The following is a 24,491-nucleotide window of genomic DNA, read 5'->3' as shown; positions in this document are numbered from 1 at the left end:
TAAGTTGATTGCTAAGCCCCCAACTTCTTCCTAGAACTCGCCTTTTTGAATGTTTGCGAAAATAATTGCTTTTGTTGAAAGGGGAGTTTTCAGAGAAAAGTCAACAAAAAAAGGTCAGCAACATAAAGTTCCTGACCTTTTTTATCAATGCCTTTATCTGGCATTACTCTTTACCCAAAGTAAATTATCGTTTAATCATCAGCTTCTGGCGTGAAATCACCCCACCTGCCTCATCATAAAGCGTTACCAGGTACAGGCCTCTTACTACGTGCGACACTCCAAACTGAATTTTACCACTTTGGTCTACCGTAGGTTGTATGTTTACCTTTTGCCCGTTCAAGTCGCTCAACACTACCTGAGGTATGCCTTGACTGAGGTGGCTATAGCTTAAAGTAACCACATTGCTTGCCGGGTTGGGGTACATAGTAACTACAGTGGTATTGTTTGCCATCGCAAACGCATTTTGTTGTGCTGCCGTAGCGATCACCTTGCTTTGGCTTGCTTTACCGTTTAAGTAAGCTTTTACATTTTGGAAAGCGCTTGCGTCTAAGTTACCATCAGTGGTTTTCACCTCTATATAGTATACTTTATCTTGGGTATTTACCCCTTTCATAGTATAAGAAGTAAGCAAAAACTTTTGGTTTTGGTAAGCATTCCATCGCATATTTAGCTCTGCGCTAGTACCAGCTGTGGCATAATCTGCCTTCTGAACCTGCACTTTGCTATGATCATACTCAAAGCTAAAGTCAATCGCGTGCAATTTACCTTCTCCACGGTAATATACCGGAATACGATACCCACCATCGCCCATGTCCTCAGCATTGAACAAGTCAATGGCAAGCGTTCCTTCGCTTTTGGTAGTACGCAAATGGTTGCTCACCCCAGTAGTCCAACTTCCGTCTACATCACCTAACATAATGCCATAAAACAAGTTGTTGGTATTGCCAGCATCACATACTGAGCCCTCTTGTACCGGGCGGCAAGTAGTCAAGTCAGGGGCATTGTCGCGCCAAAAACCAGCATCGCTTGCCATATTACCTACATATACTGGATAGTTTGCTGTGGCATTAAAGTCGGTCGCAGTATTTACTGTTGCCTCGTCTACAAAACGCCAGTCTAACGAATACACCCCAGCTTGCGTAGGTTGTTGTTCAGTGTTGCCTGCAGTATAGGCATAGTTCCATACCTGAGGGTATTCCTGCATTTTCAACACAATGCGGTTTTGAATCAAAGTAATGTCATTGGCTCTTACCTTGTCGTTCATGTTTACATCGGCTGCCAACATCTGGAAAGCATTTGGCGTCCAATTACTATTGCCATTTTTCGTGTTATTTTGGTCAAACGTAGTGATCAGCCCAGCATAATAACAATCCATCCCATTCACTATATTCATCATATCAGGGGCAGTACCAGTTTGGCCATTATAATCTCCAGGAATATCTCGCTTAATCGTCACATGACTTCCTTGAGTTTTATCGTAGACAAAATACCCTTGAATATCTGTGTTTACCGCAGTAACCGATAAAGCATCACAAGTAGCTACATTGCCTTGAATGTTGGTAATCAGGTGGTTGCCGCTGTTGTCGTAAGCCAATGGGCGAATACCGCCTTCCTGGTTCCAGTAAATAATACGGGCTTTTAACTTGTTGACATCTGGGGTTACTTCTACCATTCCAGGGTCGGCACATTTATCTTCTTCGCCCAAGGCGTAAGACTCTGACACCTGACAGGCTGTGATCGGGAACTGTCCAGTCACCGCTGTTTTTAGCCGGAACTTGATACAAAATACATTGCCTGAACCAGTAAAATAACGGGAAGTAGTAGAACTTTGGATATCTTCGTAATAAATACTACTATATACGCGGTTTTGCCCAGCTTCATAGTTGATATATACCCGCTCAAAACCTTGACCGTTGGTGGTCACCACTTCACCAAATTCATAACGGCGATCTTTGGGCAAGTTCAAATCGGTGATGGGTTCTACTACGCTGGCATCATATTGCAAGCAATAGTCCATGCCAATGATGCCCGCAGTTACCTTGGTTTTTGCCTTGAGCCACACACATACTGTGTCGCCTACACAACTAAAAGTAGCGTTGCCAATTTGGTAAGGGCATTGGCTTACTGGGTAACTTATAACAATTTCGTCTTGTGTTTCACAACCATTGTCATAAGTTATTTTTAAAGCATAGGTGCCCGCTTCGGTGATACAAAGGGTGCGAGAAGTACTATTGATTTCTACCCCATCTTTTAACCAGACAAAATCATCGCCTTCCATGACGGCAAAATTTTCTACCGATAAACACACCTCTTCACCAGGGTTAATCGTTTGTGAGTCGGCAAATCCATGACCTATCGCCTGACTCAAAGGCACAAAGTTCCAACCCGCATTCATTCCATTATCGGCGCATTGTATTGCCTCAAACTTTGGGGTCTTTTCGGTAATATGCAAGCCTTGCATGTTTACATACCTTACAATGGCAATGGCATCGGTACCCATTACGATTGATGCAGCCTGCGAAGCACTAGTAGACTCCCAATGAATGGGCGTACAATTATTTCCTCTTACCATCAAGCGTTTGTTCACAGTGTGAGTTTTACCCCCTTCTAAAAAGTAACTGTTTGCTTGTACTATCAGGGTCAAATAGTCAAATATATTCTCGCCTTCAATAGTTCCACCTTTCATCAATGTCAATGATCTAAACGTATTGTTATTGCCCGCAACGGTTATGGTGCTGCTTTTAAATAATACATCATTAAAACTTGACTGATTAGCCGATAGCTTAACACCGTTGTTTCTATTATTACTAAAGGTAAGGTTGTTGTACACCAAGCCAGTACCTGCATGCATCTCTATAGCACCTTCGGCAAGCTCTATTGTAGATTGAGCAGCCTTGAGGGTAAACTTATTTTGTGTATTGTTAATTTTCCAACTATGGCTCCCAGAGTTCCCTCTTATTGTCACCATAGATGTACCTAAGTCAAACGACACATTTTTTTCACTAACAGCAGTAAAAACCCCTAAATTCATAGCATAATTGTTAGATTTGAGGCTACCCCCATTTAAATACACATGGGTTGCATGCCAATCACTGTTTAGATTCCAGGTAGCTTGTTCGTTTTCAAAAACCCACCTGCCCATCATTAACTCGTTGCCTTTGGTGTCTATGCTACCATTGCCTAACATGTATACATATCCTGTATAAGACACACTCATTTTGCTGGCATCGGCAGTAGTAAAAGAACCATACACTCTCAGGATGTGGTTATGATTTTCGCCTGCCCATTCAGGTTGAAACTTTACGTCATCTTTCCAAATAATGGAGTGACAAGTAGCCACCACCAAGTCCATATTTACTTTTTGATCCGCAGTTGTAAACGAGTTCGCATCAAATATCACAATATCTTTTGGCGTAGGTGTACACTCATTGGTGGTTTTAATAGCACCATTGGCATCGCGGGTGACCCAGTGGCTCTCGTCGCCCCAATTCCCTCCATCGCCTACCCAATACAGGGTACGGGCGGGTTGGCTGTTAGTAAAATCCCAACCAGTAGAAGGGTAAGTATTATCTGCATCCAGCGAGCCTTCAGTGGCCACTAAAAAACCAGCCTGATCGCCGGTAGCATTTATTTCGTTGATAGACAAATAACTGGCATCATAAGTACTGCCTGTAGCAAAGTGTAAATTTATCGGTGTACCATCAGTCAACGACTCAAGAATGATAGGACTGCCACAAGTACCCACAGCGGTCAACTTTCGTTGGATCGTGTGTGTAGACATAATCTTATAATTGCCTTTGGTATTGTCAAACTGATAAGCCTTTCCCTTGGTCAACATCAGATCACCATAGGTACGATCATCATTCTGACCAAATTCTACCGAACCCTTAAGGTCAAGGATATTATAGGACCCGGTACCAGTAATTTCAGTTTTAGCAGAGTGAATGGTTACGTCATGAAACGTGGTGGTATTTTTGGCATGTATACTTGCATTAATATCGGTAGTGCTATGAAATATTATATCGTGAAAAGCATCTACTGCTGATCCCACTACTGCTGCGCCAGTTGTTGCGAACATATTGATTGTAGAGTTAGCTGCATTTACTGTAGTAGGACTCACTGCTCCACCTAGAATCAGAAAATCTTTAATGTTCAAGGTCGAGCCCGAAAAATTGAAAGCACGAGGACCTGAAATCAAAAAACGATCCTGTGCTCCCCCGTCCGAAATGCTTTCTACACTGATCGTTTTATTAATCGCGTTTAAGGTTCCCTGTCGGAAATACAAAGTGCTTTCTGAAGTAAGGTTGTCTTGCAAAGTATACACTCCTTCGGCATGAATTCTTATGGGACATTTCAGGGCAAGCCCTGCGGTAGTAAGGGTATGCGCCCCTACTCCTCCCTTTAACTCTATGATATTGGTAAAGGCTACATCCATAGCAGCTGCCAATTGCAACGACCCATAGATATATAAATTCTTGTCTTTAATGCTTTGTGTCAACACTGGACGGTGGACAGCACTGGCTACATTGGCGTCCCATAACATATCGCTACAGTAAGCATTGTTTAAATCAACTACTACATCTCCTCCATTTACAAAAGAAGATTGATCAAAGTGAACCCGATCAGTAGGTCCGGGTAAGCATCCCGCCGCTTGCGAAGGATTATTTTTCAAGACCCAGTTATTTACATCCGACCAATTATAGGTTGCAGAGCTTCCTCGACCACCAACCCATAGCAAGTCCCTGTTCACGGGAGGTACAAAAGTCCAGCCGTTGGCACCTGTATTGGCAGGCTCATCAAGGTTCAACCCGTTTTGTAAAGTAAAGGGTAACAGTCCTGGGGTGGTGCTCCTTGCTACTACTTTTTCTACTTGCATATAGTTGCTCTGGAAAGCCGCACTATTAGGCAAGTTTAAAAACAACCCATTGGTGCTAATAGCTGCGGTTCCTTGATAGGTGTACACTTTGATTGGTTGGTCGCAAGTACCATTGGCAGTAAAACTATTGGTACAAGTAGCTTTACTAGTCAGGAAAAGGCTCACGCCTGGCTCAAGGGTAAGGTTTTCGTACTCGATGGCTGGTCTATGAGTAATCGTAGACTTCATAATTGCCTGCTTAATTTTAGCAGACCCCAAGTTAGGATAATTTATCTCAATAAGGAGCGTGTGATCAGGTGTGGTTCCAAAAGTGACCTTATCATAATTATGGTTCCCCATATAAACCCTGACAACGTCTCCCTTCAAGATATGAAGATCAGACCCTTCAGTATCCAGTGTCAACTGAGGGGTATTTCCCACCACCCAATAGTTCACAACAACGGTCGAGTTCTTCATATTGATGGTACGAGAGTCTCCATAGTATGACCTAAAATCATTACATTGAATATTTTTACTCTCTATATTCAAAGTCCCCTGGGTTACCTTAATGTTAGCAGTAGTGTGAACATTACTGATCACTGTCCAGGTACCTATGTCAACAAAATTAAGAGAGACCTCATGGTGGGTGTTTGCCCCTAAATAAATTTGGTTGCCACTGCTTTGTGAAGAAAACTCTACTGTTCCTAAACCTGTGCCATTATTGTCAATAAACACCGTGTTATCATTCAACAACAGCGAACCGTTGATGATAATCTTTTTAGGAGATGAACTCGTAAAAGCAAAAGACAGCTTCTTTGCCGGATCCAGGTTTTGTGTATTGAGCGTCTTACAAGTGGCTACCTCATCAAAGTAAACGGTTACATCACCGGGCAAGGCATCAAATATCACATCATCATCGCCTTTGGGTATGGTAGTAGGTAAACCTGGTTGTCCTACAACCTCCCAGTTGTTTTTATTATGCCACCTCGTATCATCACCTGCTCCTGTCCAGCGGTAGGTAACTTGACCAAAGGTATTGGCAGCAAAAAATAAAGAAAAAGCAAGCATTAACCAAAGATGCTTGTGCCTTATCTTAGAATTATTGTATTGTAGTTGAGTCATACTCTTGTTTTGTTATGAATGGATGTAATTATTCAAACCTTCTGGTTATACATACTTCTTTGGTTTTCTGAACGGAAAACAAATTTTAAAACCAAGGCATATCCAAGCCATAAAAAACTATCTATCAACACATTACATATTCAATTTATTTTTTCATTATTCAATAAATAATCAACAAAAGTAGGTGTGACTAAAGCCCAAAATCACTGCTTTGACCAAGCATTTCCTTATCTAAACACAGAAAAAGCATAACACAAAATAGTACCATGTAATATTTACAATAGAATATAACAGTAAAACCTGCAAAAACCAGTAGAGTATTAGCCCTTATTAATGCAATGCTTACATTTTATATCAACCAATGCATTGAATGAACTATTCTCGTGTTTATGTAGTTTTACACTCACCAACAACAAAAAACATGACTACAAAAGACCATACACACGCCAAAACACCTGTCACCATTATTACCGGATTTTTGGGAGCGGGTAAAACCACCTTGCTCAACCGTTTGATAGCCCAACACCCCCAAACCAAATTTGCTATTATAGAAAATGAGTTTGGAAAAGTACCTATAGACCATGAGTTGGTGGTGGGTGCCGGAGACGGTATTTTTGAACTCGCCAATGGTTGTATTTGTTGTACGCTCAATGTAGAACTAGGCAAAGTGTTGCGCCATTTGGTAGACAAATTTCAGGACTTTGACCATTTAATTATCGAGACCACTGGCGTGGCTGATCCTGCCGGGGTAGCGGCCGCTTTTGTGTCTGACATGAAAGTACAAAACCGCTTTGAGCTCGATAGCACCCTTTGTTTGGTAGATGCGGCTCACCTTGAAGCAACCCTGGCAAGTAATGATGACGTAGCCGCTCAACAAATTGCTTTTGCTGATGTATTATTGCTCAACAAGGCAGACCAGGTCTCAGAAACTCAGCTGAGCCAAATACAACAAACTGCCAATCAAATTAACCCGTATGCCCAAGTAGTAGCGGGGGCTTTTGCCCAATTTGAGGGCATTGACCTACTGACAATCAAAGCACACCAAACTGCTACCATAGAACAAAAAACCCAACAAATACGCCCTCTTTTGCACCACCATGCCCAGTTGGTGTCACATAGTTTTTCTTTTGATGCCCCCTTTGATGAAGACAAGTTTAAAATGTGGATTTATCAATTACTGCACGTACAAAGCAAAGGTATTTATCGCATCAAGGGAGTGTTGCACTTTGCCAACAAGGAGAAAAAAGTAGTGTTTCAATCGGTGAAGAACCAATTTGTTTTTGAGGAAGGGAGCACTTGGGATGAAAACCAAACACCTACAAGTAAAATAGTCTTTATAGGAAATAGTTTGAACGAAAAAATTCTGCAGCGAAGACTCAATTCTTGCTTAGATAAGTCGTATTTTGCAAAAATTTAATTATAGATAGTTTCGCAAAAAAATAATACATACGCTATGACCAATATTGAAGTGGTTTGTATAGATGATACTAACCGACCAAACGAAGTTCCTACCAGCCGTTGGGTTAAAAAGGGAAAAAAATACCATATTGTAGAAATTGCCAAAATGATGGCTCAAGGGGGAGTATATGGTTGTAAGCTTGCCGAAATAGACAATGACGACCTGGCGCCTTACCAATATTTTAGGCTGAGCCGTTTTGCTATTTCTTTAGGTATATTTGACGAAGAAGAAATGTTGGAAGAGATTGATATCAGCGAACTGACAGAAGTGTTGGTGCCTGCTGAACAAACAAACGCTTAGAAATGACTAAAAGATACAAAAGTAGGTGAAAGAGTCTTTTGACACCATCACCTGCTTTTATATAAGTGATCTGGAAAAAATAAGATGTGCCAATTCAAGAAAATATATTGTTCTCAGACGATTCAAAAAAAACGGTGCATAGCCAAAGCTATGAAGCTTTTTTTTTTGAGAAGAATGAGGGCAATAGATACACTTTAATGGCTCAAATTATTTATGAAAGATCACTAAGGAACGTGTTCAAAATAGGTGTCCAGATTTTGGTTAAAGGCTCAAAGCTGACTGCGGCATTTAGCCTTTGGCAGAGCTCGGCAAAGCGAAGCTTTAGCCATCGATTTTTGCGTCCATAGCATCGCTATGGGCAATAAAAATAACAAAAGGCAGTAATGAGAACCGCAGAACGAAGTTCAAGCTCTGCGAAGCTAATTTATTCTAAACCGGACAGCTTCAAAGTCCCGATTTCTTATCGGGGTTATTGTTGAGGGCTATGCCCGAAATCCCGTTTACGGGGCGAACATGTTCCTAAGTACATTCAACGCATCTATTTCTTTATATTTACAAACAAGGCAAAAAACGAATACTCATTGCTTAAGTGTTTTATTTTCATTTCCAGATCATCGGAGGTGAGCGCTACTTGAACCAACCCAATACCTGCACCTTTGCTTTCTCCCTCTGAGGGGGCATCGCGTAATTTGCGTTTATACTCACGCAACGCTTCACGATCAAGAGAAGTTACTGTTTTCCATTTATCGAGCAACAAAGGAGCTGCCTCACGCCTCACCATGTTTCCGGTAATCACCTGATAGTGATCATCATATTGCAAAATAACCACTGTACCTACTCTATCACGATCGCCAAAGTGGTTGACTTCTTTAGAATAATATAGTACGTTTTGGGTCAACTCCATAAAAACAGAAAACACTTTTTTTCCTACCCTGCGGCTATCCTTGAGTTTTTCTCTAATATCGCGGCTTAGCTCTGCCAACAACACATCTGTTAAAGGTCCTTTGTAAGAAAGCATTAGGTTCTCCCGCTCAAGCTGCGCCTGATAAGCAAAAAAATCAAAATCCTGGTCTTCGTTGTATTGTTTAACCTGTTCTGAACTCATGAGTATGATGTATCTCTTGAAAGTTAAGGTAAATAAAAAACTAGCTGAAAGTATCTGTTGCTCCTAAAATAAAAAAAATGACTCGATTTCTAAACAAATATGCCTTAAAAAATTATCAAACCACTCCTGATCGAGCAAAGAATTCAATATAATATGTTTTTTTTAACCACCCTCACCAAACTTTAAGGCAGCGTAACATCCATCTTTTATATGAAAAGTAAACATCACCAGATTTCTCTCTTGTCTGGTCAGCAGGATGTTTTTGTTATATAATTTATGATTTTGATGATCATTTTTTAAATTGAAATACCAAGGCTTGTCACCATTTGTCATTGGTTAATCCATGCACTCAGGGCAAGCTTGGGAACAGTAATCAAAAACTCATATATGTACAGAAATGAAATTTTGCCTGCCATCAAAAACGGGTTCTCACTGGAAAAACCCTGGGATGGACGCGTGATTATTATTGGCGCCGGAATAGCAGGACTTACTGCCGGGCATATCTTAGGAAAAAGCGGCATTGAATACACCATATTGGAAGCTTCGCAGGTGATAGGCGGACGAATAAGAGCCCTTGAGGGTTTTGCAGACTTTCCGATAGAACTGGGGGCAGAAGAAATTCACGGGCGAAAATCTGCCTGGTACGAACTAATACAAGCCCAGCAAAAAGAAGTAATTAGCCCCATCAAATACGGTACTACCTTCTACAAGATAGAAGATAAAGTACTTAGTCTCAAAGAAATGCAAAACGCCGAGAGCTACGAAAGGGTAGATAAATTTACTCTAAACTGGGAAGAGTACGACCACGAAGAAGTGTCAGTGGCTGATTATATAAAACGCCTCAAAGTACCCGAACAATACCACCACGTAATCAACGCCTGGTATGGCAACGAATATGGCACCTCTAACCAACGCCTGGGAGTACTAAGTATGGCACAGGCCGACAGAAAGTGGTCTTCGGGTGAGTCTAATTTTGCCATGAAGAATGGTTGTTACAACGAAGTACTCAAAGCCACTTTTGCCGATGTACTGCCCAAGGTGCAGCTCAATAGCCCGGTGGTAATGGTAGATACTACCAAAGAACTCATAGAGATAGACACCAAGAAAGGACAGTATACAGCCAATAAAGTAATTGTAACAGTGCCTCTAAGCGTGCTCAAGGCAGGTGATATTGCTTTTTTGCCCGCCTTCGACAAAGAAAAACAAAAAGCTATAGATACTATAGGCATGGATGCAGGGATGAAAATTATTCTAAAGTTTAAAGAAAGGTTTTGGCAAGAAGATATGGTTTCTATATTTCCGGGAGGGCAAGTGCCTGAGTTTTGGGCTACTGGCATAGGCAAAGACACACAAGACCACGTATTGACTGCTTTTGTCAACGGCGAAAATGCCGAATACCTAAGTAGTCTGGGCGAACAAGCGGTATATGTAGCACTGCACGAACTGGACGAGTTTTATGGTGAACGCAAAGCCACCGACAACCTGGTGGATAGCTATATTATGGACTGGAGCAAAGAACCATACATTAAAGGGGCTTACTCCTATCCTGCCCTCAACTCCGAACCTGAACGTATTAGTTTGGCAGAACCCATAGATGATAAAATATTCTTTGCCGGAGAAGCTACCAACGCCTGGGGGCATTTAGGGACTGTTCATGGGGCATTAGAAACCGGCTACCGTGCCGTGAAGGAAGTCGTAGAATCGATAGAACTTTTTGAATGATATTAACACACGCTTGCACTATATTGATATTCTCAAAAAAAATTACGACTAAAGTTTGATCCTTGGAATCTTTTCCCTGTTATTAGAACTATCAAATTTTAACAAACAAAGAAAAATGCAAAATTACTTAGTCATTGTTAACCTGATTATTATCCTGGTCATTATTAACCGACCAGGGGTGAAATGGCTTTGTCAATTGTAAACATACAAAAAATTAACAAAGAGCTGTTTTTACCCACGTAAAAACAGCTTTTTTTATATCACATAGATTTAAACTATATATTAAAAATATTATAATATAATGATACACTGCGTCTGTATTTCTCTACTAATTCTAGTCATTATTATTATTCTCTACTTTAATTGAGGAAGCAGCATTCGTATATAAAATACGAAGCCTTTCTCACGAAGAGAAAGGCTTTTTTTTATAAGTAAGTCAGAAATAATACACTACAAAATACCGTAAAAATGAACAGGCACAAAATAATATTCCACGATGGTGAGTTTATCAATTCCCGTAATAGTCAATGTAGTATCAAGAGTCAAACATTGCATTATGGCAATGGAGTTTTCGAAGGCATAAGGGCTTATAAAACCCTGGAAGGTAGCACCGCCATATTTAAGGCAAAAGCTCACTTTGAGCGCCTCAAGCGATCTGCCGAACGCATGCACATGCCTTTCAATTATTCTACAGAAGAGCTTACTAACATTGCTTATCTTTTGTTAGAAAAAAACGAGTTAAAAGATGCTTATATACGTCCACTGGTATTTATGGGCGACGAAATGTCATTGGCTCCTGCCAAAACCTCTCACTTGGTAATGATGGCTTGGGCTTGGGAAAAGTACCTTGGAGATGATACCTGCCGCGTAATGTTATCGTCGTATCAACGCCCCAACCCCAAAGCTTTTCCGATGGAAGTAAAATTGAGCGGAATGTACGCCAACTCAATACTTGCCACCCAGGAAGCCAAACAAAAAGGGTTTGATGAAGCCTTGCTTTGTGATATGAACGGTTTTGTTGCCGAAGGGTCAGGGCAAAATTTCTTCTACGAAAAAGACGGCAAATTATACACTCCTCCTTTGGGCAATATTTTACCTGGCATCACCCGCGCCACCATCATAGACCTTGCCCGCGAAAACGGCATAGAAGTTTTCGAACAACACTGCAAACCTGAAACACTCCAACAAGCCGATAGCGCATTTTTTACAGGAACCGCAAGCGAAGTAGCTGGCATCAAGTCTATCGATGACTATCACTTTCCAGTACATTGGGAAGATTCGCTGGGCTATCAACTACAGCAAGAATACCAACAACACGTAAGAAAAGAAAACTTCCAAACTTATACGATTATATAAAAGGCTACAAGGGACAAGTTTCAAGCTACCGGGGCTCTGTGATGCCCAGTAGCTCGCTCCTTGCAGCTAACAAAAAACACACGCTAACAGATAGTTTCAAACGAAGAGTTATGACAGTTTTGAACAAATACAGCCGACGAATTACTCAGGATGTAACCCAACCAGCCTCTCAAGCAATGCTGTATGGCATAGGGCTTACTAAAGAGGATATGAGCAAGCCTCAAATAGGCATAGTAAGTACTGGTTATGAGGGCAATACCTGCAACATGCACCTCAATGATCTGGCCTTGGAAACCAAAAAAGGTACTAAAGAAGCAGACTTGGTAGGGTTGGTATTCCATACTATAGGCGTAAGCGACGGAATATCTAACGGTACCGAAGGAATGCGTTTTTCGTTGCCTTCACGCGACATTATCGCCGACTCGATAGAGACTGTAGTGCAGGCTCAATGGTACGATGGGATACTTGCTGTAGTGGGTTGCGACAAAAACATGCCGGGAGCTATGATGGCTCTGGCGCGTTTGAACCGTCCTGGACTGCTTGTTTACGGCGGAAGCATCAGGTCAGGCTGTCACAAAGGTCAAAAACTCAATATTGTGTCTGCCTTTGAAGCACTCGGACAGCGTTTTAACGGAAGTTTGAATGAAGAAGATTATCAAGGAATTATCCAAAACTCTTGCCCTGGTGCAGGAGCTTGTGGCGGTATGTATACTGCCAACACGATGGCAACAGTGATAGAAGCTATTGGATTGGGCTTACCTTATGGAGCCTCTAATCCCGCCCAAAGCCCTGAAAAACAACAAGAATGTATAGATGCGGGCAAAGCTATGAGAAAGCTGCTCGAAGAGGACATCAAACCCCTCGACATATTGACCAAAAAAGCTTTTGAAAATGCCTTGACAATGATCATGGTCATGGGAGGCTCTACCAATGCGGTGCTGCACATGATTGCCATTGCCAAAGCTGCTGAGGTGGATCTAAGCCTGGAAGATTTTCAACGTATCAGCGACAAAACTCCTTATTTGGCAAATCTCAAGCCTAGTGGAAAGTACTTGATGGAAGACTTGCACACCATTGGTGGCACCCCTGCTGTAATGAAGCTATTGCTGGACGAGGGATTGCTACACGGTGATTGTTTGACGGTAACGGGCAAAACGCTTGCTGAGAATCTTGCTAACATTGCTCCGGTAAAAGACGATCAGGACGTGCTGTTCCCAATAAGCCAACCTCTAAAACCTCAGGGACATTTACAAGTGTTATTTGGCAACCTGGCCACACAAGGGGCAGTAGCTAAAATTACGGGCAAAGAGGGAGAAAAATTTGAAGGTACTGCCAAGGTGTACGACGGAGAGTTTGAGGCTATCAAAGGTATTCAGGACGGAGAAGTAAAAGCTGGGCACGTGGTAGTCATTAGGTACGAAGGCCCCAAGGGTGGTCCGGGAATGCCTGAAATGCTCAAGCCTACCTCTGCAATAATGGGTGCCGGGCTGGGCAATAGCGTGGCATTGATTACAGATGGTAGGTTTTCGGGTGGTTCACACGGTTTTGTAGTGGGACACGTGTGCCCTGAAGCACAGGAAGGTGGCTTGATTGCCTTGCTTAAGGATGGCGATCGAATCACGATTGATGCGGTAGACAACCAAATGGTGGCGCACTTATCAGAGGAAGAAATAGCCCAACGACGCGCCCAATGGCAAGCACCAGAATCGCGCTTTACCCGTGGAATTTTAGGCAAATATGCCCGTACTGTTTCGTCGGCCTCGGAGGGCTGTGTAACGGATGAATAGGCTAGTCGGGAGTAGATAACCTGTAGTCGGGAGCTGGTTTACTTAAGAATGAAGAAATAGCTCTTGACTTCAGAGGCTCCTGACTACTAACTACTGACTATCAACTAATTTAAAACAACAAACCCCATGAATGCACAAGCTCAAAAAGTAGCTACTCCAGCAGGAGAAAAATCCCATACCAGCCCCCGAAAGGTAAGCGGAGCCGAAGCGCTCATATTATCGCTGCTTGCCGAAGGTGTAGATACCATTTTTGGTTATCCGGGAGGCGCCATTATGCCAGTATACGATTCTTTGTATCATTATACCGACCAGGTAAACCATATACTGACCCGCCATGAACAGGGAGCTACCCATGCGGCTCAAGGGTATGCTCGTTTGGCAAAAAAAGCCGGAGTTTGCTTTGCTACCTCTGGCCCAGGTGCTACTAACCTCATCACAGGTATTGCCGATGCACAAATAGACTCCACACCTTTGGTATGTATCACCGGGCAGGTGGCAAGCCACTTGCTGGGCAGTGATGCTTTTCAGGAAACCGACATCATAGGTATCTCTAACCCAGTGACTAAGTGGAATTTTCAGGTGACTCGTGCCGAAGAAATACCTGCCACTATAGCCAAGGCATTTTACATCGCTCAAAACGGACGACCTGGACCAGTATTGATTGACATTACCAAAGATGCGCAGTTTGGTGTACTTGATTTTGAGTATAAAAAATGCGAAAAAATAAGGAGCTACCGCCCCATTCCTCAGCTTAACCAGGGACAGATTTTGCAAGCTGCTCAACTCATCAATCAAGCGCAAAAGCCAATGATATTGATGGGTCAGGGAGTGTCACTTGCCGAAGCAGAACAGGATTTGCAAACTTTTGTAGAAAAAACCGGGATTCCGGTAGCCAGTACCTTGCTTGGGCTGTCGTCGTTTTCTACCCATCATCCTCTGTATGTGGGCTTTTTGGGCATGCACGGCAACTATGGACCCAACGTAAAGACCAATGAGGCTGATTTACTCATTGCTGTAGGCATGAGGTTTGACGATCGGGTAACTGGTGATTTAAGCCGCTACGCCCAACAAGCCAAGGTGATACATATAGAGATAGACCCTGCCGAAATAGACAAAAATGTAAAAGCAGATGTACCTGTCATAGGCGATGCCAAAGAAGCTTTGCAAGCCTTGTTACCTTTGGTGAAAACACGTGCTCACCAAGATTGGCTCAAAGAGTTTGATAATTGCCAAAAGGTAGAAAATGAAAAAGTGGTAAGCAAAACCATGCAGCCCAGCACGCCTAAGCTAAAAATGGCGGAAGTAGTACAGGCTTTGTCTGACCAAACTAAAGGCAAAGCTGTGATAGTAACCGATGTAGGGCAACATCAGATGATTGCCAGTCGCTATTACCAGTTTGACCAACCCAACAGCAACATTACTTCGGGGGGTTTGGGTACCATGGGGTTTGCCCTGCCTGCAGCAATGGGTGCTAAAATTGCTCGTTCCGACCGTGAGGTAGTGGCAATTATAGGCGATGGGGGGTTTCAGATGACTGCCCAAGAGTTGGGTACGCTGATGCAATACCAAATACCCGTAAAGATAATCATTCTGAATAATAGTTTTTTAGGAATGGTTCGCCAGTGGCAAGAGTTGTTTTTCGACAAAAGATATTCGTTTACCGAAATGGTCAACCCCGATTTTGTGGCACTTGCCAAATCGTTTCACATTGGCGCCCAACGGGTAGAACAAAGAGACCAACTAGCAGATGGTTTGCAAAATATGCTGGCGCACCAAGGCTCATTTTTGCTGGAGGTAGTGGTAGAAAAAGAAACCAATGTTTTTCCGATGGTTCCCACCGGAGAAAGCATATCTAATATTCGTTTGGAATAAATGCTTGCTTAAAACACTCAACTTATAACGATGAACGGTTAATTTTGTATCAGTTGTGTACACAGAAAAGCTGTAAATTAGCATGTAGAATTACTCCTGTTATCCAGCTGTTTCAAAGCAAGCACATTTTAATATTATTTATTTAAATACTGCTCATAAGCAGATGTAAAAGGACAAGCTACTATTTAACCAATGATTCATCTCTAAAAATTAACTCATTGATTTTCAGAAGATTAAATATGAATAATGGAACAAGAACAATTTACTGTAACGGTTTTTTCCGAAGACAATATAGGTTTACTCAACCGAATCACTGACATATTTACCAGGCGAAAAATAAACATAGACAGCCTGACAACTTCTGCTTCGGAAACCGAAGGAATCTTTAGGTTTACGGTAGTAATATCCACCACGTTGGCCAATGTAAAACGCATTGTAAAACAATTGGAAAAGCAGGTAGAGGTATTAAAAGCTTTTTACTACGATGAAGAGGATATTATTTTCCAGGAGGTAGCCTTATACAAAATATCTACCCAGGCATTGGCGCAAAGCAAAGCAGTAGAAAAAATCATCCGCGCCAATTATGCCCGTATCCTCACCGTAGAGCCAGAGTTTATGGTAATAGAGAAAACCGGGCACGAATCGGAAACTCAAGATTTGTTTGAGCAACTAAAGCCTTACGGTATTTTGAGCTTTGTACGCTCAGGCAGGGTGGCTATAGCCAAGCCCATGAAACGGCTAAGCTCTTACCTTGCTGAGTTGGGGCAGACGCTTTAGAGAATTACGAATTTGAGAATTACGAATTAGCGCGAAGCGACACTAAACAACTATAGTCTACGGACTACCAACTCCGGACTAAATTACGAACCGACCGGAGGGAGCTCTGCGAAGCTAATGAAGAATGAGCGCAAGTGGCGTTAAAAACTACGGTCTACGGACCTTGGACTTTTTTATCATATTTGCAAAATTGACAACACATTCATTCTCAACCTTCGGCTAGGTAAAAATTAAGAAAACAACGGTAAACTATGGTCTTTTTAACTAACAAATCCATAAAACCCTGAAAATAAGCACACTATGAATTTGTTAGTTGCCTGTGAACCGAATATATTTCTAATTTATCGGGGCAGCAGCTTGCTGTGATGAGATCAACGCAGTTAAACAGGGCGCAACTTGAAGCACCGATATGCATCGGTATCTAAGGACTTGCCCCTGTGGGTGCTACGAACCATCAACTATCAACTATCAACTATCAACTAAATTATTTTTTAGAACTAAGGGGCTTGTCAAGTTCCTAAATAAAGTACAAAAGTTATGGCAACAATCAATTTTGGCGGTGTAGACGAAACAGTAGCTACCCGTGAAGAATTTCCATTATCTAAAGCAGTAGAAACTCTTAAAAATGACACTATAGCCATCATAGGCTATGGAGTGCAAGGACCAGGACAAGCATTGAACCTGCGCGACAATGGTTTTAATGTGATTGTAGGACAACGCAAGCCTTCTAAGTCGTTTGACAAAGCCGTGGCCGATGGCTGGGAAGAGGGAGTAAATTTATTTTCTATAGAAGAAGCTCTTGAGCGCGGTACAGTGATCCAGTATTTATTGTCAGACGCCGGGCAAATTGACTTGTGGCCTACAGTTAAAAAGTATTTGACTACTGGCAAAACCTTGTACTTTTCGCACGGCTTTGGGGTAACTTATCATGAACAAACGGGCATAGTACCTCCTAAAGATATAGATGTTGTGTTGGTGGCACCTAAAGGTTCTGGCACCAGTTTGCGTCGCATGTTTGTAGAAGGTAAAGGCTTAAACTCAAGCTACGCCATATACCAGGATGCCACCGGAAAGGCTAAAGAAAGAGTAGTGGCTTTGGGTATAGGCATTGGTTCTGGCTACTTGTTCGAAACTACTTTCGAGAAAGAAGTATATAGCGACCTTACTGGAGAAAGAGGGGTATTGATGGGAGCACTTGCTGGTGTAATGGAAGCCCAATACGAGCTATTGCGTCGCAAGGGACACTCTCCTTCTGAGGCATTTAACGAAACAGTGGAAGAATTGACCCAAAGTTTGATCCGTTTGGTGGCCGAAAACGGCATGGATTGGATGTATGCCAACTGCTCTACTACCGCTCAACGTGGTGCGCTCGACTGGAAAGATAAATTCAAAGCAGCAGTAGAACCCGTATACGAAGAATTATACGAAAGTGTGGCATCGGGCAATGAGGCAAAGATCACGATTGAAGCCAACAGCAAGCCTGACTATAGAGAAAAACTGGAAGAAGAACTTTCTGTAATTCACGAGTCGGAAATGTGGAAAACTGGTGCAGTAGTACGCCAACTACGCCCCGAAAATCAGCCGGTAAAAGAAGAAACAGAGGCGTAATTTTTTACACCTGCCAGATGCTTGAAATCTGGCAGGTGTAATTCCTCCCTGACTCTTAAAAAAGGCGATCAACTATCAACAAAAAACACCTACCCATTATGGAACTGGACAATCCGACCGATGTCATGGTATCGGTCGTAAACATACAAAAAGCCCATCAGGTACTCAAAGAGGTGGTATACCATACTCCACTGATGTTTAACCATTTGCTGTCGGAACGTTATCAGGCAAAAATTTACCTGAAAAGGGAAGATTTACAAAGTGTTCGCTCTTATAAAATCAGGGGGGCTTACCACAAAATAAGTAGCCTGAGCAAAGAAGAACTTAAGCAGGGAATTGTATGTGCCAGTGCAGGCAATCACGCCCAGGGAGTAGCCTATGCCTGCCAAAAACTGAAGGTAAAAGGCACTATTTTTATGCCTTCACCTACTCCTCGCCAAAAAATAGATCAAGTAAAAATGTTTGGCAAAGAATGGGTAGAAGTACGTCTTTGTGGCGATACATTTGATGATGCTTACCAAGAATCGGTCGCGTTTTGCGAACAAAACAAACAAGTATTTATCCACCCTTTTGACGACCCCAAGGTAATAGCTGGACAAGGCACAGTAGGACTCGAAATACTCGCCGATATTCCAGAAAAACCCGATTTTGTAATTATGCCCGTAGGTGGCGGAGGGCTTGCCTCAGGGGTGGGCAGTTATATCAAACAAATCAACCCTGACACCCAATTGCTGGGCATTGAGCCCGCTGGTGCTCCTGCCATGCAACGCTCGCTAGAACAAGGCGCCCCTGTAACCCTGGCAGACATAGACAAGTTTGTAGACGGGGCAGCGGTGCAAAAAGTAGGCAAGCTTACTTTTGAAATATGCCAGCAAGTGCTCGATAGGGTAGAAACGGTGCCCGAAGGCAAAGTATGCACCACCATACTAGAGCTGTATAACCAACAAGCTATAGTAGTAGAACCTGCTGGCGCACTCACTATAGCCAGCCTTGAGCAGCTCAAAGACCAGATCAAGGGCAAAACCGTGGTATGTGTGGTAAGTGGTAGCAACAACGACATTACCCGCATGGAAGAAATCAAGGAGAAGTCATTACTACACGAAGGGCTCAAACATTATTTTCTGATCAATTTTCCTCAGCGGGCGGGCGCTTTGCGCGAATTTTTGCTCAATGCCCTGGGCGAAAAAGACGATATTACCCACTTTGAATACATCAAGAAACACAACAAAGAAAAAGGCGCTGCAGTGGTAGGCATTGAGGTACCCACTGCTCAAGACTATGCTGCACTCATCAAACGCTTTGAAAAAAACAAGGTGCAATACCAATTGCTCAATCAACAACCCGAATTATTGAGTTTTGCGGTGTAAAACAGGGAACAAACCAACGCTTTTTCTACTTTTACCTTTTCATGAAAAAGCTGTTTTTATATCTCAAGCAATTTTGGCAAGAAGCTGGCAACCTGCCCTACCTTTTGATGATGGGCAGTTGGCTGGCTTTTGTTATGTGGGCATTTCACCTACCTTTTGGTCATATGTCGCGCCAACAAGGGCTTATTTTTCAGGCCACTGCCTACTTTATCACTATCGTATTGGCAGCCTGGGGGCAACGTTTTTTTTACGCCCAAGCCATCCAACAAAGATATTTATTCTGGCGCTGGATCACCCTTGCCCTGGCCATGTTACTCATTCGTAAAGGCTTTGTGTACCACCGGGTATGGATCAAAACCCAAGTGCCCTTTAGCCTGCAGTACATCGCCGAACAATTGACAGTTTACAGTTTTCGTGTGCTCACCTTTGCCCTGCCAGTTTGCCTTATTTGGTACTTTTTCGACCGCAAAAATGAACCTCGTTTATACGGGTTCTCTACCAAAAACTTTAGTCCCCTGCCCTACTTACTACTGCTGTTAAGCTTTGCTCCGTTCATTTATTGGGCATCTACTACTCCTGGCTTTTTGCTGCAATACCCTATGTACAAATCTAATTTTGCGGCTGCCTACCTCAAAATAAATGCTTGGATTCCGATGTTGTCTTTTGAGGCATTATACGGCATCGATTTCGTCTTTGTAGAAGTGTTTTTTCGGGGTTTTCTCATCATTCTTATTGGCAGGTATTTAGGGCCTCGAGCCATCATTCTTGCCGCCAGCCTGTATTGTCTTTTTCATTTAGGTAAGCCAGTAGCCGAAACCGCCAGTTCATTTTTTGGAGGCATGTTGCTAGGCATATTTAGCTACTATAGCCGCTCTATCTACGGGGGTATCATTTTGCATTTGGGGGTGGCGTATATGATGGAACTGTTTGCTTTTTGGCAAGAGGGGTAAGCAAGGTAAGTACGCTACTTTTATTACAAAAAAAACAGGCCAGCGACAATGCCACTGACCTGATCAATACTGAGAGTTATTCAGTAGTTGTACCTTATTTAACAATAAATCGTTTGGTAGTTGTTATTCCGTCTTTGGTTACACGCATCAGGTAAATACCCGCAGGTAAGCGCTTTACATCAAACTTTTGATTCATTGCTCCTGCTTGTCCTTCCACAGTCCGACGAGCCACTTCTCTACCTTGAGCATTCACAATACTTATGCTCACTTTAGTCTGGTGGTTCAACGTTATTTTTACGTTGGTAAACTCAGTAGCAGGACTAGGAAATACTACCGTGGCGTTGTTCAACTCAAGGCTTTTGGCAGCAACGTTAGTAAAACCACTTACCGAAGAAGACCCGCCAATGTTGATGGTGTAGTCTTCGGTTTCGCCGTAAGGAAACTCTCCACAAGCAGAAGGGGCAGTATTGTATTTCATAGATATCCTCATACGGGTTGCCCCTAGTTTGGCCGAAGCTGGAATAGTAATCGTACCAGATACAGGAGTATCTTTAGTAGATAACTTAGCAAATACCTGCTCACCTGCATCATCAAAATCACCATCTTGGTTCAAGTCAATCCATACTCCATAAGACTCGTTATAGGTGATGTTATTTGGCCAGGCAGGTGTAATAGTAATGGTAGTGGTTGAGTTAAGCGCCACACCAGTGCTCATAGCAGTAAAATCAGAATAACCATCGCCTCCATCTGAGGTGTTGTTGATAGTACCAAAGACTACTTGACCAATATGTTCGTAATGTACACTGTTTGCCTTGGACACGCAATAAGTAGCCGGAGGGGTTGTAGTGTCACCATCTACTTTGATATTGTCTATAGCAATATCGCTTTGCCATCCATTGCCAGTACCTGCACCGGTAGTAGCCGTAAAACGAAGCGATACACTGCTTCCTTTATAAGCTGTCAGGTCAATTGATTCGCTCAACCAATTGTCGCCCTGGTCGCCCGACTTAGTAAAAACCTGTGTCCAGGTGGTGCCATCGGTGCTTACTTCCAACTTTAGGTTGTTTACCTGAGTGCCATACATGTGGTAGTCGAAACTAAAAGTAGGATTGTTGAGTGCGGCAATGTCAAAGCAAGGACTCACCAAAGTAGCTGTTTTACTTGGAAAATTAGGGCTGGATGCCTCCACGAACATATAAAAGTCTCCATCGCTGCCAGCACTGGGGCCAGTATTGCTTGAAGGAGTTCCACCACTGTCACGCGTCCAGTTAAGGTCGTCAGAGGTAGCCTGAGTCCATTTGCCTAAACCCGCCTCAAAGCTTTCGCCGTAAGGAAACACCGTTACACAAGTAGCCGGAGGAGGGGGAGTTCCATCGTCATAAGCTGCCCCTACACCTACGGCATAAAAAGCGTTGGTTACTTGAATTTCTTCGTTAGAGCCGTCACCGTACAAATCTTTTACTGCCTGTATACCAGCAACACGGGCATCAGCATATTGAGAGTTGGCACTTAGGTAAGTAGAAAGCATACGATAAGCCACTTTACCCGCTTTTTCAATGGTAATACCACTTACGTCAAAGCTGTCACCGTTGTCGTTGGTACCCGACTTACCCTCAGACAAAATATGAAACCAGTGATTTAGTACACCACTGTTATAGTGTACGCCGCCATTGTCGCCAGCCCCTGTATACCAATGAGTACCTTTGTAAGTATCAGGGTGATTTTTGGCATTAGGATTCGCCATATCGCGGATGTGTCCAATGTCTTCCCCCATCAACCAACGGCTTTTGTTCGGAGACGCCTCCGCCTCTACTGCTGCCCCAAAAATATCGCTGAACGATTCATTTAAAGCGCCCGACTCGTAAGAATAAACCAAGTCGGCAGTAAAATCAGTCAACCCATGAGCAAGCTCGTGGGCGGTAATATCAATGGTGGTCAGTGGAGAACCATTGCCATCGCCAAATCGCATCATTACATACGCCGAGCTGTATTGGGCATTGAACCAGTTGTTGCCAGAATGAACCAAGGCACGCAATAGTCGCCCATTGTCGTCAATACTGTTACGGTTGTGGTTGTTTTTAAAATAGTCGTAAGTTTTTTCATACGCCCAAAAAGCTGACATACCTGCGGCATCTTTAGCGGCATTGTCCCACTCGCCCGCTGTCCAGTTATTGTCATTGTCAACAAACTCGGTAGCCCCGTTAAAATCCCAGTTTTGGTTATTGTTAGAGTTCTTTACGTGAATACCATTGCCACGGGCATCGTCATACAATCTATACCCATTGTTATACGCTTGAGTAAAGATGGTTTGATTGCCGTCATACAAAGTAATAGAAGAACCCTGAGCAGCCAACGACTTTTTTACTTGGTGGGCGTGCTTCTTATGGTGCTTGTGTCCTTTGATAAAACAAGAACGAAGCAATGGGTTTTTCAACAATGTTTTACCTGTGTGCGCATCTACAAATACCTCAGTATGAGACTCAGGCGCGATGATCACAAAACGGTAAGCCAAGTGTGCCTTGCCATCTTTGCCAATATAGTCGCGGCAAACTACCAATTCTTCTTTGCCCAGTTGGGTATAGTTTTTTACCCCGGTAGCTGCTACTGCTTTTTGCAAAGCGGTGCCTTTGTTGACTGATGGCGTGATGTTGAGGTCTCCTATTTTCAAAAAATCACCATTGATTACCTTTACATAGCCATTCTGCGAGTGTACTGCATAAGTAGATTTAGCTACCCTGATGCCTTTGTACGCTTGCTGATATTTGATGTGCTGAAAACCAATGTTGTCTGTCCAGGCGTTGGTTTTTATCAACTGGTCATTGTTGGTCATGCGTAACTCGCTTTTTAGCAAAGTTTTGACCTGACCACCACTTGAGCGGTACGCCTGTTGGTTAAAAGTTTTGAACTTGGGAGGCTGTTCGTTCTTTTGTGCATAGGCTTGATTGCCTATTGGTGCAACCAGCAGCAAAACCATGGCTGCCAGCCAAAAATGTATCTTTTTAGTCATCGTGTAATATAATTGTGTTATAAAATTAGGTATGGCTCAAAGGTGAGTAAAAAGAGGGAAAATACAATGTTTGAGGGGTAAGCTTAAAGTATACACCTGACCGTTTTGAACAAATATTAAGTATACAAAAAGTAAACAAAGGAGATAGTCGAGTGTTTATGTAATTTTTTATGCAGTTTAATAATTATTTAACTATAAATATAGTAATAGTGCTTTGTAACCTTCATGTTAAAAAATAACATTTTAATTTATTAGCGCAAATATTAGCTTACCGTATCAGAAACACACAAAACAAACAATATAAAGTCTCACGCTAAACAATATAAAATTTTATATTGTTTACTTATAAATATCCATATTTTATACTGAAATACAATTAAAAACCCATTACTAAACTTGTATTTTTATTGAAAAATATATTTGTAAATAATTAATAACTGCGGTAATAGTAAGATCATTGTTTTTGATAGTAATACTTTTATTAATTTTCTCAAATGTAATAAAAATAAGATATATTCACAAAACATAAAGAATAACTAACAATACATGTCAATTGTTTTTATTTTTTTTATGCCATATAAACCTAGGTAAAATCCCTCAGTACCACTGGAAAATATAACAAAAACACTCCCAAAAAAAAGCCCTGTCCGAATGAACGAACAGGGCTTTATAAATGATGAGCTCAAGAGTGTAACACCGATATTCACCGGTATCTCAGGACTTGCGACTTGTTGCTTGAAGCTTGCTACCTTATATCAGCCAAGGTCCATATCACCTACTTTGCCTTTAAACACTTCGTTGGGTACGATACCTTCGTTGTTTTCTGACAACTCAGCTTTTATGCCAGTAATGACATATCGCTCTACAGCTTCTTTGTGTTTCATTTCTACTTCTCCCCCGCCTCTTACATCAAACAAATCTTTGACCAGATCATAAGTATTGCGTGATACCGCTACCTGCCCCGACTCACTCTTGATCTCTATCAGCTTTGCCGTATTTACAGTTTCGCCCCATACATCGTAAGCAAAGCGTTTTTGCCCCACCACTCCTGCGGTTACATACCCTGTATTGATGCCTATTCTTACTTTCCAGTAAGGTTCTCCCTTGGCGTCCTTTTCGGTGCGTTTGGCGTCTATAAAACGTGTCATCTCCAGGGCAGCCAATATAGCATCTACCGGGTTACGGTGGTTTTTCTGGTATACCA

At 42.4% G+C, this 24,491-nt stretch carries 15 protein-coding genes; 10 read left to right on the top strand and 5 right to left on the bottom strand.

Going from position 1 to position 24,491, the window contains the following annotated elements:
* Positions 1 to 184 precede the first annotated feature (184 nt).
* Positions 185 to 5,977 (bottom strand): T9SS type A sorting domain-containing protein, encoded by a 5,793-nt coding sequence (locus M23134_RS17755; RefSeq protein WP_082226592.1) that lies wholly within the window; start codon positions 5,975 to 5,977, stop codon positions 185 to 187.
* A 421-nt stretch (positions 5,978 to 6,398) separates the two neighbouring features.
* On the opposite strand from M23134_RS17755, the gene M23134_RS17750 reads away from it, so the two are divergent.
* Both M23134_RS17750 and M23134_RS17745 read left to right on the top strand, forming a co-directional pair.
* Positions 6,399 to 7,394 carry a CobW family GTP-binding protein gene (locus M23134_RS17750; RefSeq protein WP_004155943.1) on the top strand — a complete coding sequence of 332 codons (996 nt, stop codon included), beginning with the start codon at positions 6,399 to 6,401 and terminating at the stop codon, positions 7,392 to 7,394.
* A 36-nt stretch (positions 7,395 to 7,430) separates the two neighbouring features.
* Positions 7,431 to 7,736 (top strand): hypothetical protein, encoded by a 306-nt coding sequence (locus M23134_RS17745; protein ID WP_004155942.1) that lies wholly within the window; start codon positions 7,431 to 7,433, stop codon positions 7,734 to 7,736.
* 538 nt (positions 7,737 to 8,274) lie between these two features.
* On the opposite strand, the gene M23134_RS17735 is transcribed toward M23134_RS17745, so the two are convergent.
* Together M23134_RS17735 and M23134_RS41815 are read right to left on the bottom strand one after the other, a co-directional pair.
* Complete coding sequence (locus M23134_RS17735; RefSeq protein WP_004155941.1) at positions 8,275 to 8,841, bottom strand: SiaB family protein kinase; 567 nt, start codon at positions 8,839 to 8,841, stop codon at positions 8,275 to 8,277.
* A gap of 162 nt (positions 8,842 to 9,003) precedes the next feature.
* Positions 9,004 to 9,174 carry a hypothetical protein gene (locus tag M23134_RS41815; RefSeq protein WP_198145040.1) on the bottom strand — a complete coding sequence of 57 codons (171 nt, stop codon included), beginning with the start codon at positions 9,172 to 9,174 and terminating at the stop codon, positions 9,004 to 9,006.
* 54 nt (positions 9,175 to 9,228) lie between these two features.
* Here M23134_RS41815 and M23134_RS17730 point away from each other — a divergent pair, with 54 nt between their 5' ends.
* From M23134_RS17730 to M23134_RS38390, 8 genes are all read left to right on the top strand, one after another.
* Positions 9,229 to 10,563 (top strand): flavin monoamine oxidase family protein, encoded by a 1,335-nt coding sequence (locus tag M23134_RS17730; protein ID WP_004155934.1) that lies wholly within the window; start codon positions 9,229 to 9,231, stop codon positions 10,561 to 10,563.
* A 468-nt stretch (positions 10,564 to 11,031) separates the two neighbouring features.
* A complete protein-coding gene (locus M23134_RS17725; RefSeq protein WP_004155933.1) occupies positions 11,032 to 11,919 on the top strand; it encodes a branched-chain amino acid transaminase in 888 nt (295 codons plus the stop codon).
* A gap of 110 nt (positions 11,920 to 12,029) precedes the next feature.
* Positions 12,030 to 13,706: a dihydroxy-acid dehydratase gene (gene ilvD, locus M23134_RS17720; protein ID WP_004155931.1), complete on the top strand. Its 1,677-nt coding sequence runs from the start codon at positions 12,030 to 12,032 to the stop codon at positions 13,704 to 13,706.
* Between the two features lie 126 nt (positions 13,707 to 13,832).
* Positions 13,833 to 15,578: a biosynthetic-type acetolactate synthase large subunit gene (gene ilvB / locus M23134_RS17715; RefSeq protein WP_004155928.1), complete on the top strand. Its 1,746-nt coding sequence runs from the start codon at positions 13,833 to 13,835 to the stop codon at positions 15,576 to 15,578.
* 246 nt (positions 15,579 to 15,824) lie between these two features.
* Positions 15,825 to 16,355 (top strand): acetolactate synthase small subunit, encoded by a 531-nt coding sequence (gene ilvN / locus M23134_RS17710; protein WP_004155927.1) that lies wholly within the window; start codon positions 15,825 to 15,827, stop codon positions 16,353 to 16,355.
* Positions 16,356 to 16,892: 537 nt separating this feature from the next.
* Positions 16,893 to 17,963 carry a ketol-acid reductoisomerase gene (gene ilvC / locus M23134_RS17705; protein WP_004155925.1) on the top strand — a complete coding sequence of 357 codons (1,071 nt, stop codon included), beginning with the start codon at positions 16,893 to 16,895 and terminating at the stop codon, positions 17,961 to 17,963.
* Positions 17,964 to 18,061: 98 nt separating this feature from the next.
* Entirely contained in the window at positions 18,062 to 19,330 is a 1,269-nt protein-coding gene (gene ilvA, locus M23134_RS17700; protein WP_004155924.1) for a threonine ammonia-lyase IlvA, read from the top strand.
* 41 nt (positions 19,331 to 19,371) lie between these two features.
* Positions 19,372 to 20,280, top strand: coding sequence for a CPBP family intramembrane glutamic endopeptidase (locus M23134_RS38390; RefSeq protein ID WP_004155923.1), 909 nt, complete (start codon positions 19,372 to 19,374; stop codon positions 20,278 to 20,280).
* Positions 20,281 to 20,374: 94 nt separating this feature from the next.
* Here the strand turns inward: M23134_RS38390 and M23134_RS38385 are convergent, their stop codons facing one another.
* Positions 20,375 to 23,287, bottom strand: coding sequence for a M4 family metallopeptidase (locus M23134_RS38385; RefSeq protein WP_004155921.1), 2,913 nt, complete (start codon positions 23,285 to 23,287; stop codon positions 20,375 to 20,377).
* Positions 23,288 to 24,042: 755 nt separating this feature from the next.
* Positions 24,043 to 24,491, bottom strand: a 449-nt coding sequence (locus M23134_RS17685) for an adenylate/guanylate cyclase domain-containing protein (RefSeq protein WP_045113795.1), incomplete at its 5' end; no start/stop codon positions are given.

This window comes from Microscilla marina ATCC 23134, from assembly GCF_000169175.1.
GTDB lineage: Bacteria > Bacteroidota > Bacteroidia > Cytophagales > Microscillaceae > Microscilla > Microscilla marina.
Note: the sequence above shows the minus strand (reverse complement) of the source record. Positions and strands in the feature narration are given on the sequence as shown.

Bases quoted from the DNA above. Each gene is read 5' to 3' on its own strand.
- M23134_RS17755 (WP_082226592.1), bottom strand. From the start codon at position 5,977: ATGACTCAACTACAATACAATAATTCTAAGATAAGGCACAAGCATCTT.
- M23134_RS17750 (WP_004155943.1), top strand. From the start codon at position 6,399: ATGACTACAAAAGACCATACACACGCCAAAACACCTGTCACCATTATT.
- M23134_RS17745 (WP_004155942.1), top strand. From the start codon at position 7,431: ATGACCAATATTGAAGTGGTTTGTATAGATGATACTAACCGACCAAAC.
- M23134_RS17735 (WP_004155941.1), bottom strand. From the start codon at position 8,841: ATGAGTTCAGAACAGGTTAAACAATACAACGAAGACCAGGATTTTGAT.
- M23134_RS41815 (WP_198145040.1), bottom strand. From the start codon at position 9,174: ATGACAAATGGTGACAAGCCTTGGTATTTCAATTTAAAAAATGATCAT.
- M23134_RS17730 (WP_004155934.1), top strand. From the start codon at position 9,229: ATGTACAGAAATGAAATTTTGCCTGCCATCAAAAACGGGTTCTCACTG.
- M23134_RS17725 (WP_004155933.1), top strand. From the start codon at position 11,032: ATGAACAGGCACAAAATAATATTCCACGATGGTGAGTTTATCAATTCC.
- ilvD (WP_004155931.1), top strand. From the start codon at position 12,030: ATGACAGTTTTGAACAAATACAGCCGACGAATTACTCAGGATGTAACC.
- ilvB (WP_004155928.1), top strand. From the start codon at position 13,833: ATGAATGCACAAGCTCAAAAAGTAGCTACTCCAGCAGGAGAAAAATCC.
- ilvN (WP_004155927.1), top strand. From the start codon at position 15,825: ATGGAACAAGAACAATTTACTGTAACGGTTTTTTCCGAAGACAATATA.
- ilvC (WP_004155925.1), top strand. From the start codon at position 16,893: ATGGCAACAATCAATTTTGGCGGTGTAGACGAAACAGTAGCTACCCGT.
- ilvA (WP_004155924.1), top strand. From the start codon at position 18,062: ATGGAACTGGACAATCCGACCGATGTCATGGTATCGGTCGTAAACATA.
- M23134_RS38390 (WP_004155923.1), top strand. From the start codon at position 19,372: ATGAAAAAGCTGTTTTTATATCTCAAGCAATTTTGGCAAGAAGCTGGC.
- M23134_RS38385 (WP_004155921.1), bottom strand. From the start codon at position 23,287: ATGACTAAAAAGATACATTTTTGGCTGGCAGCCATGGTTTTGCTGCTG.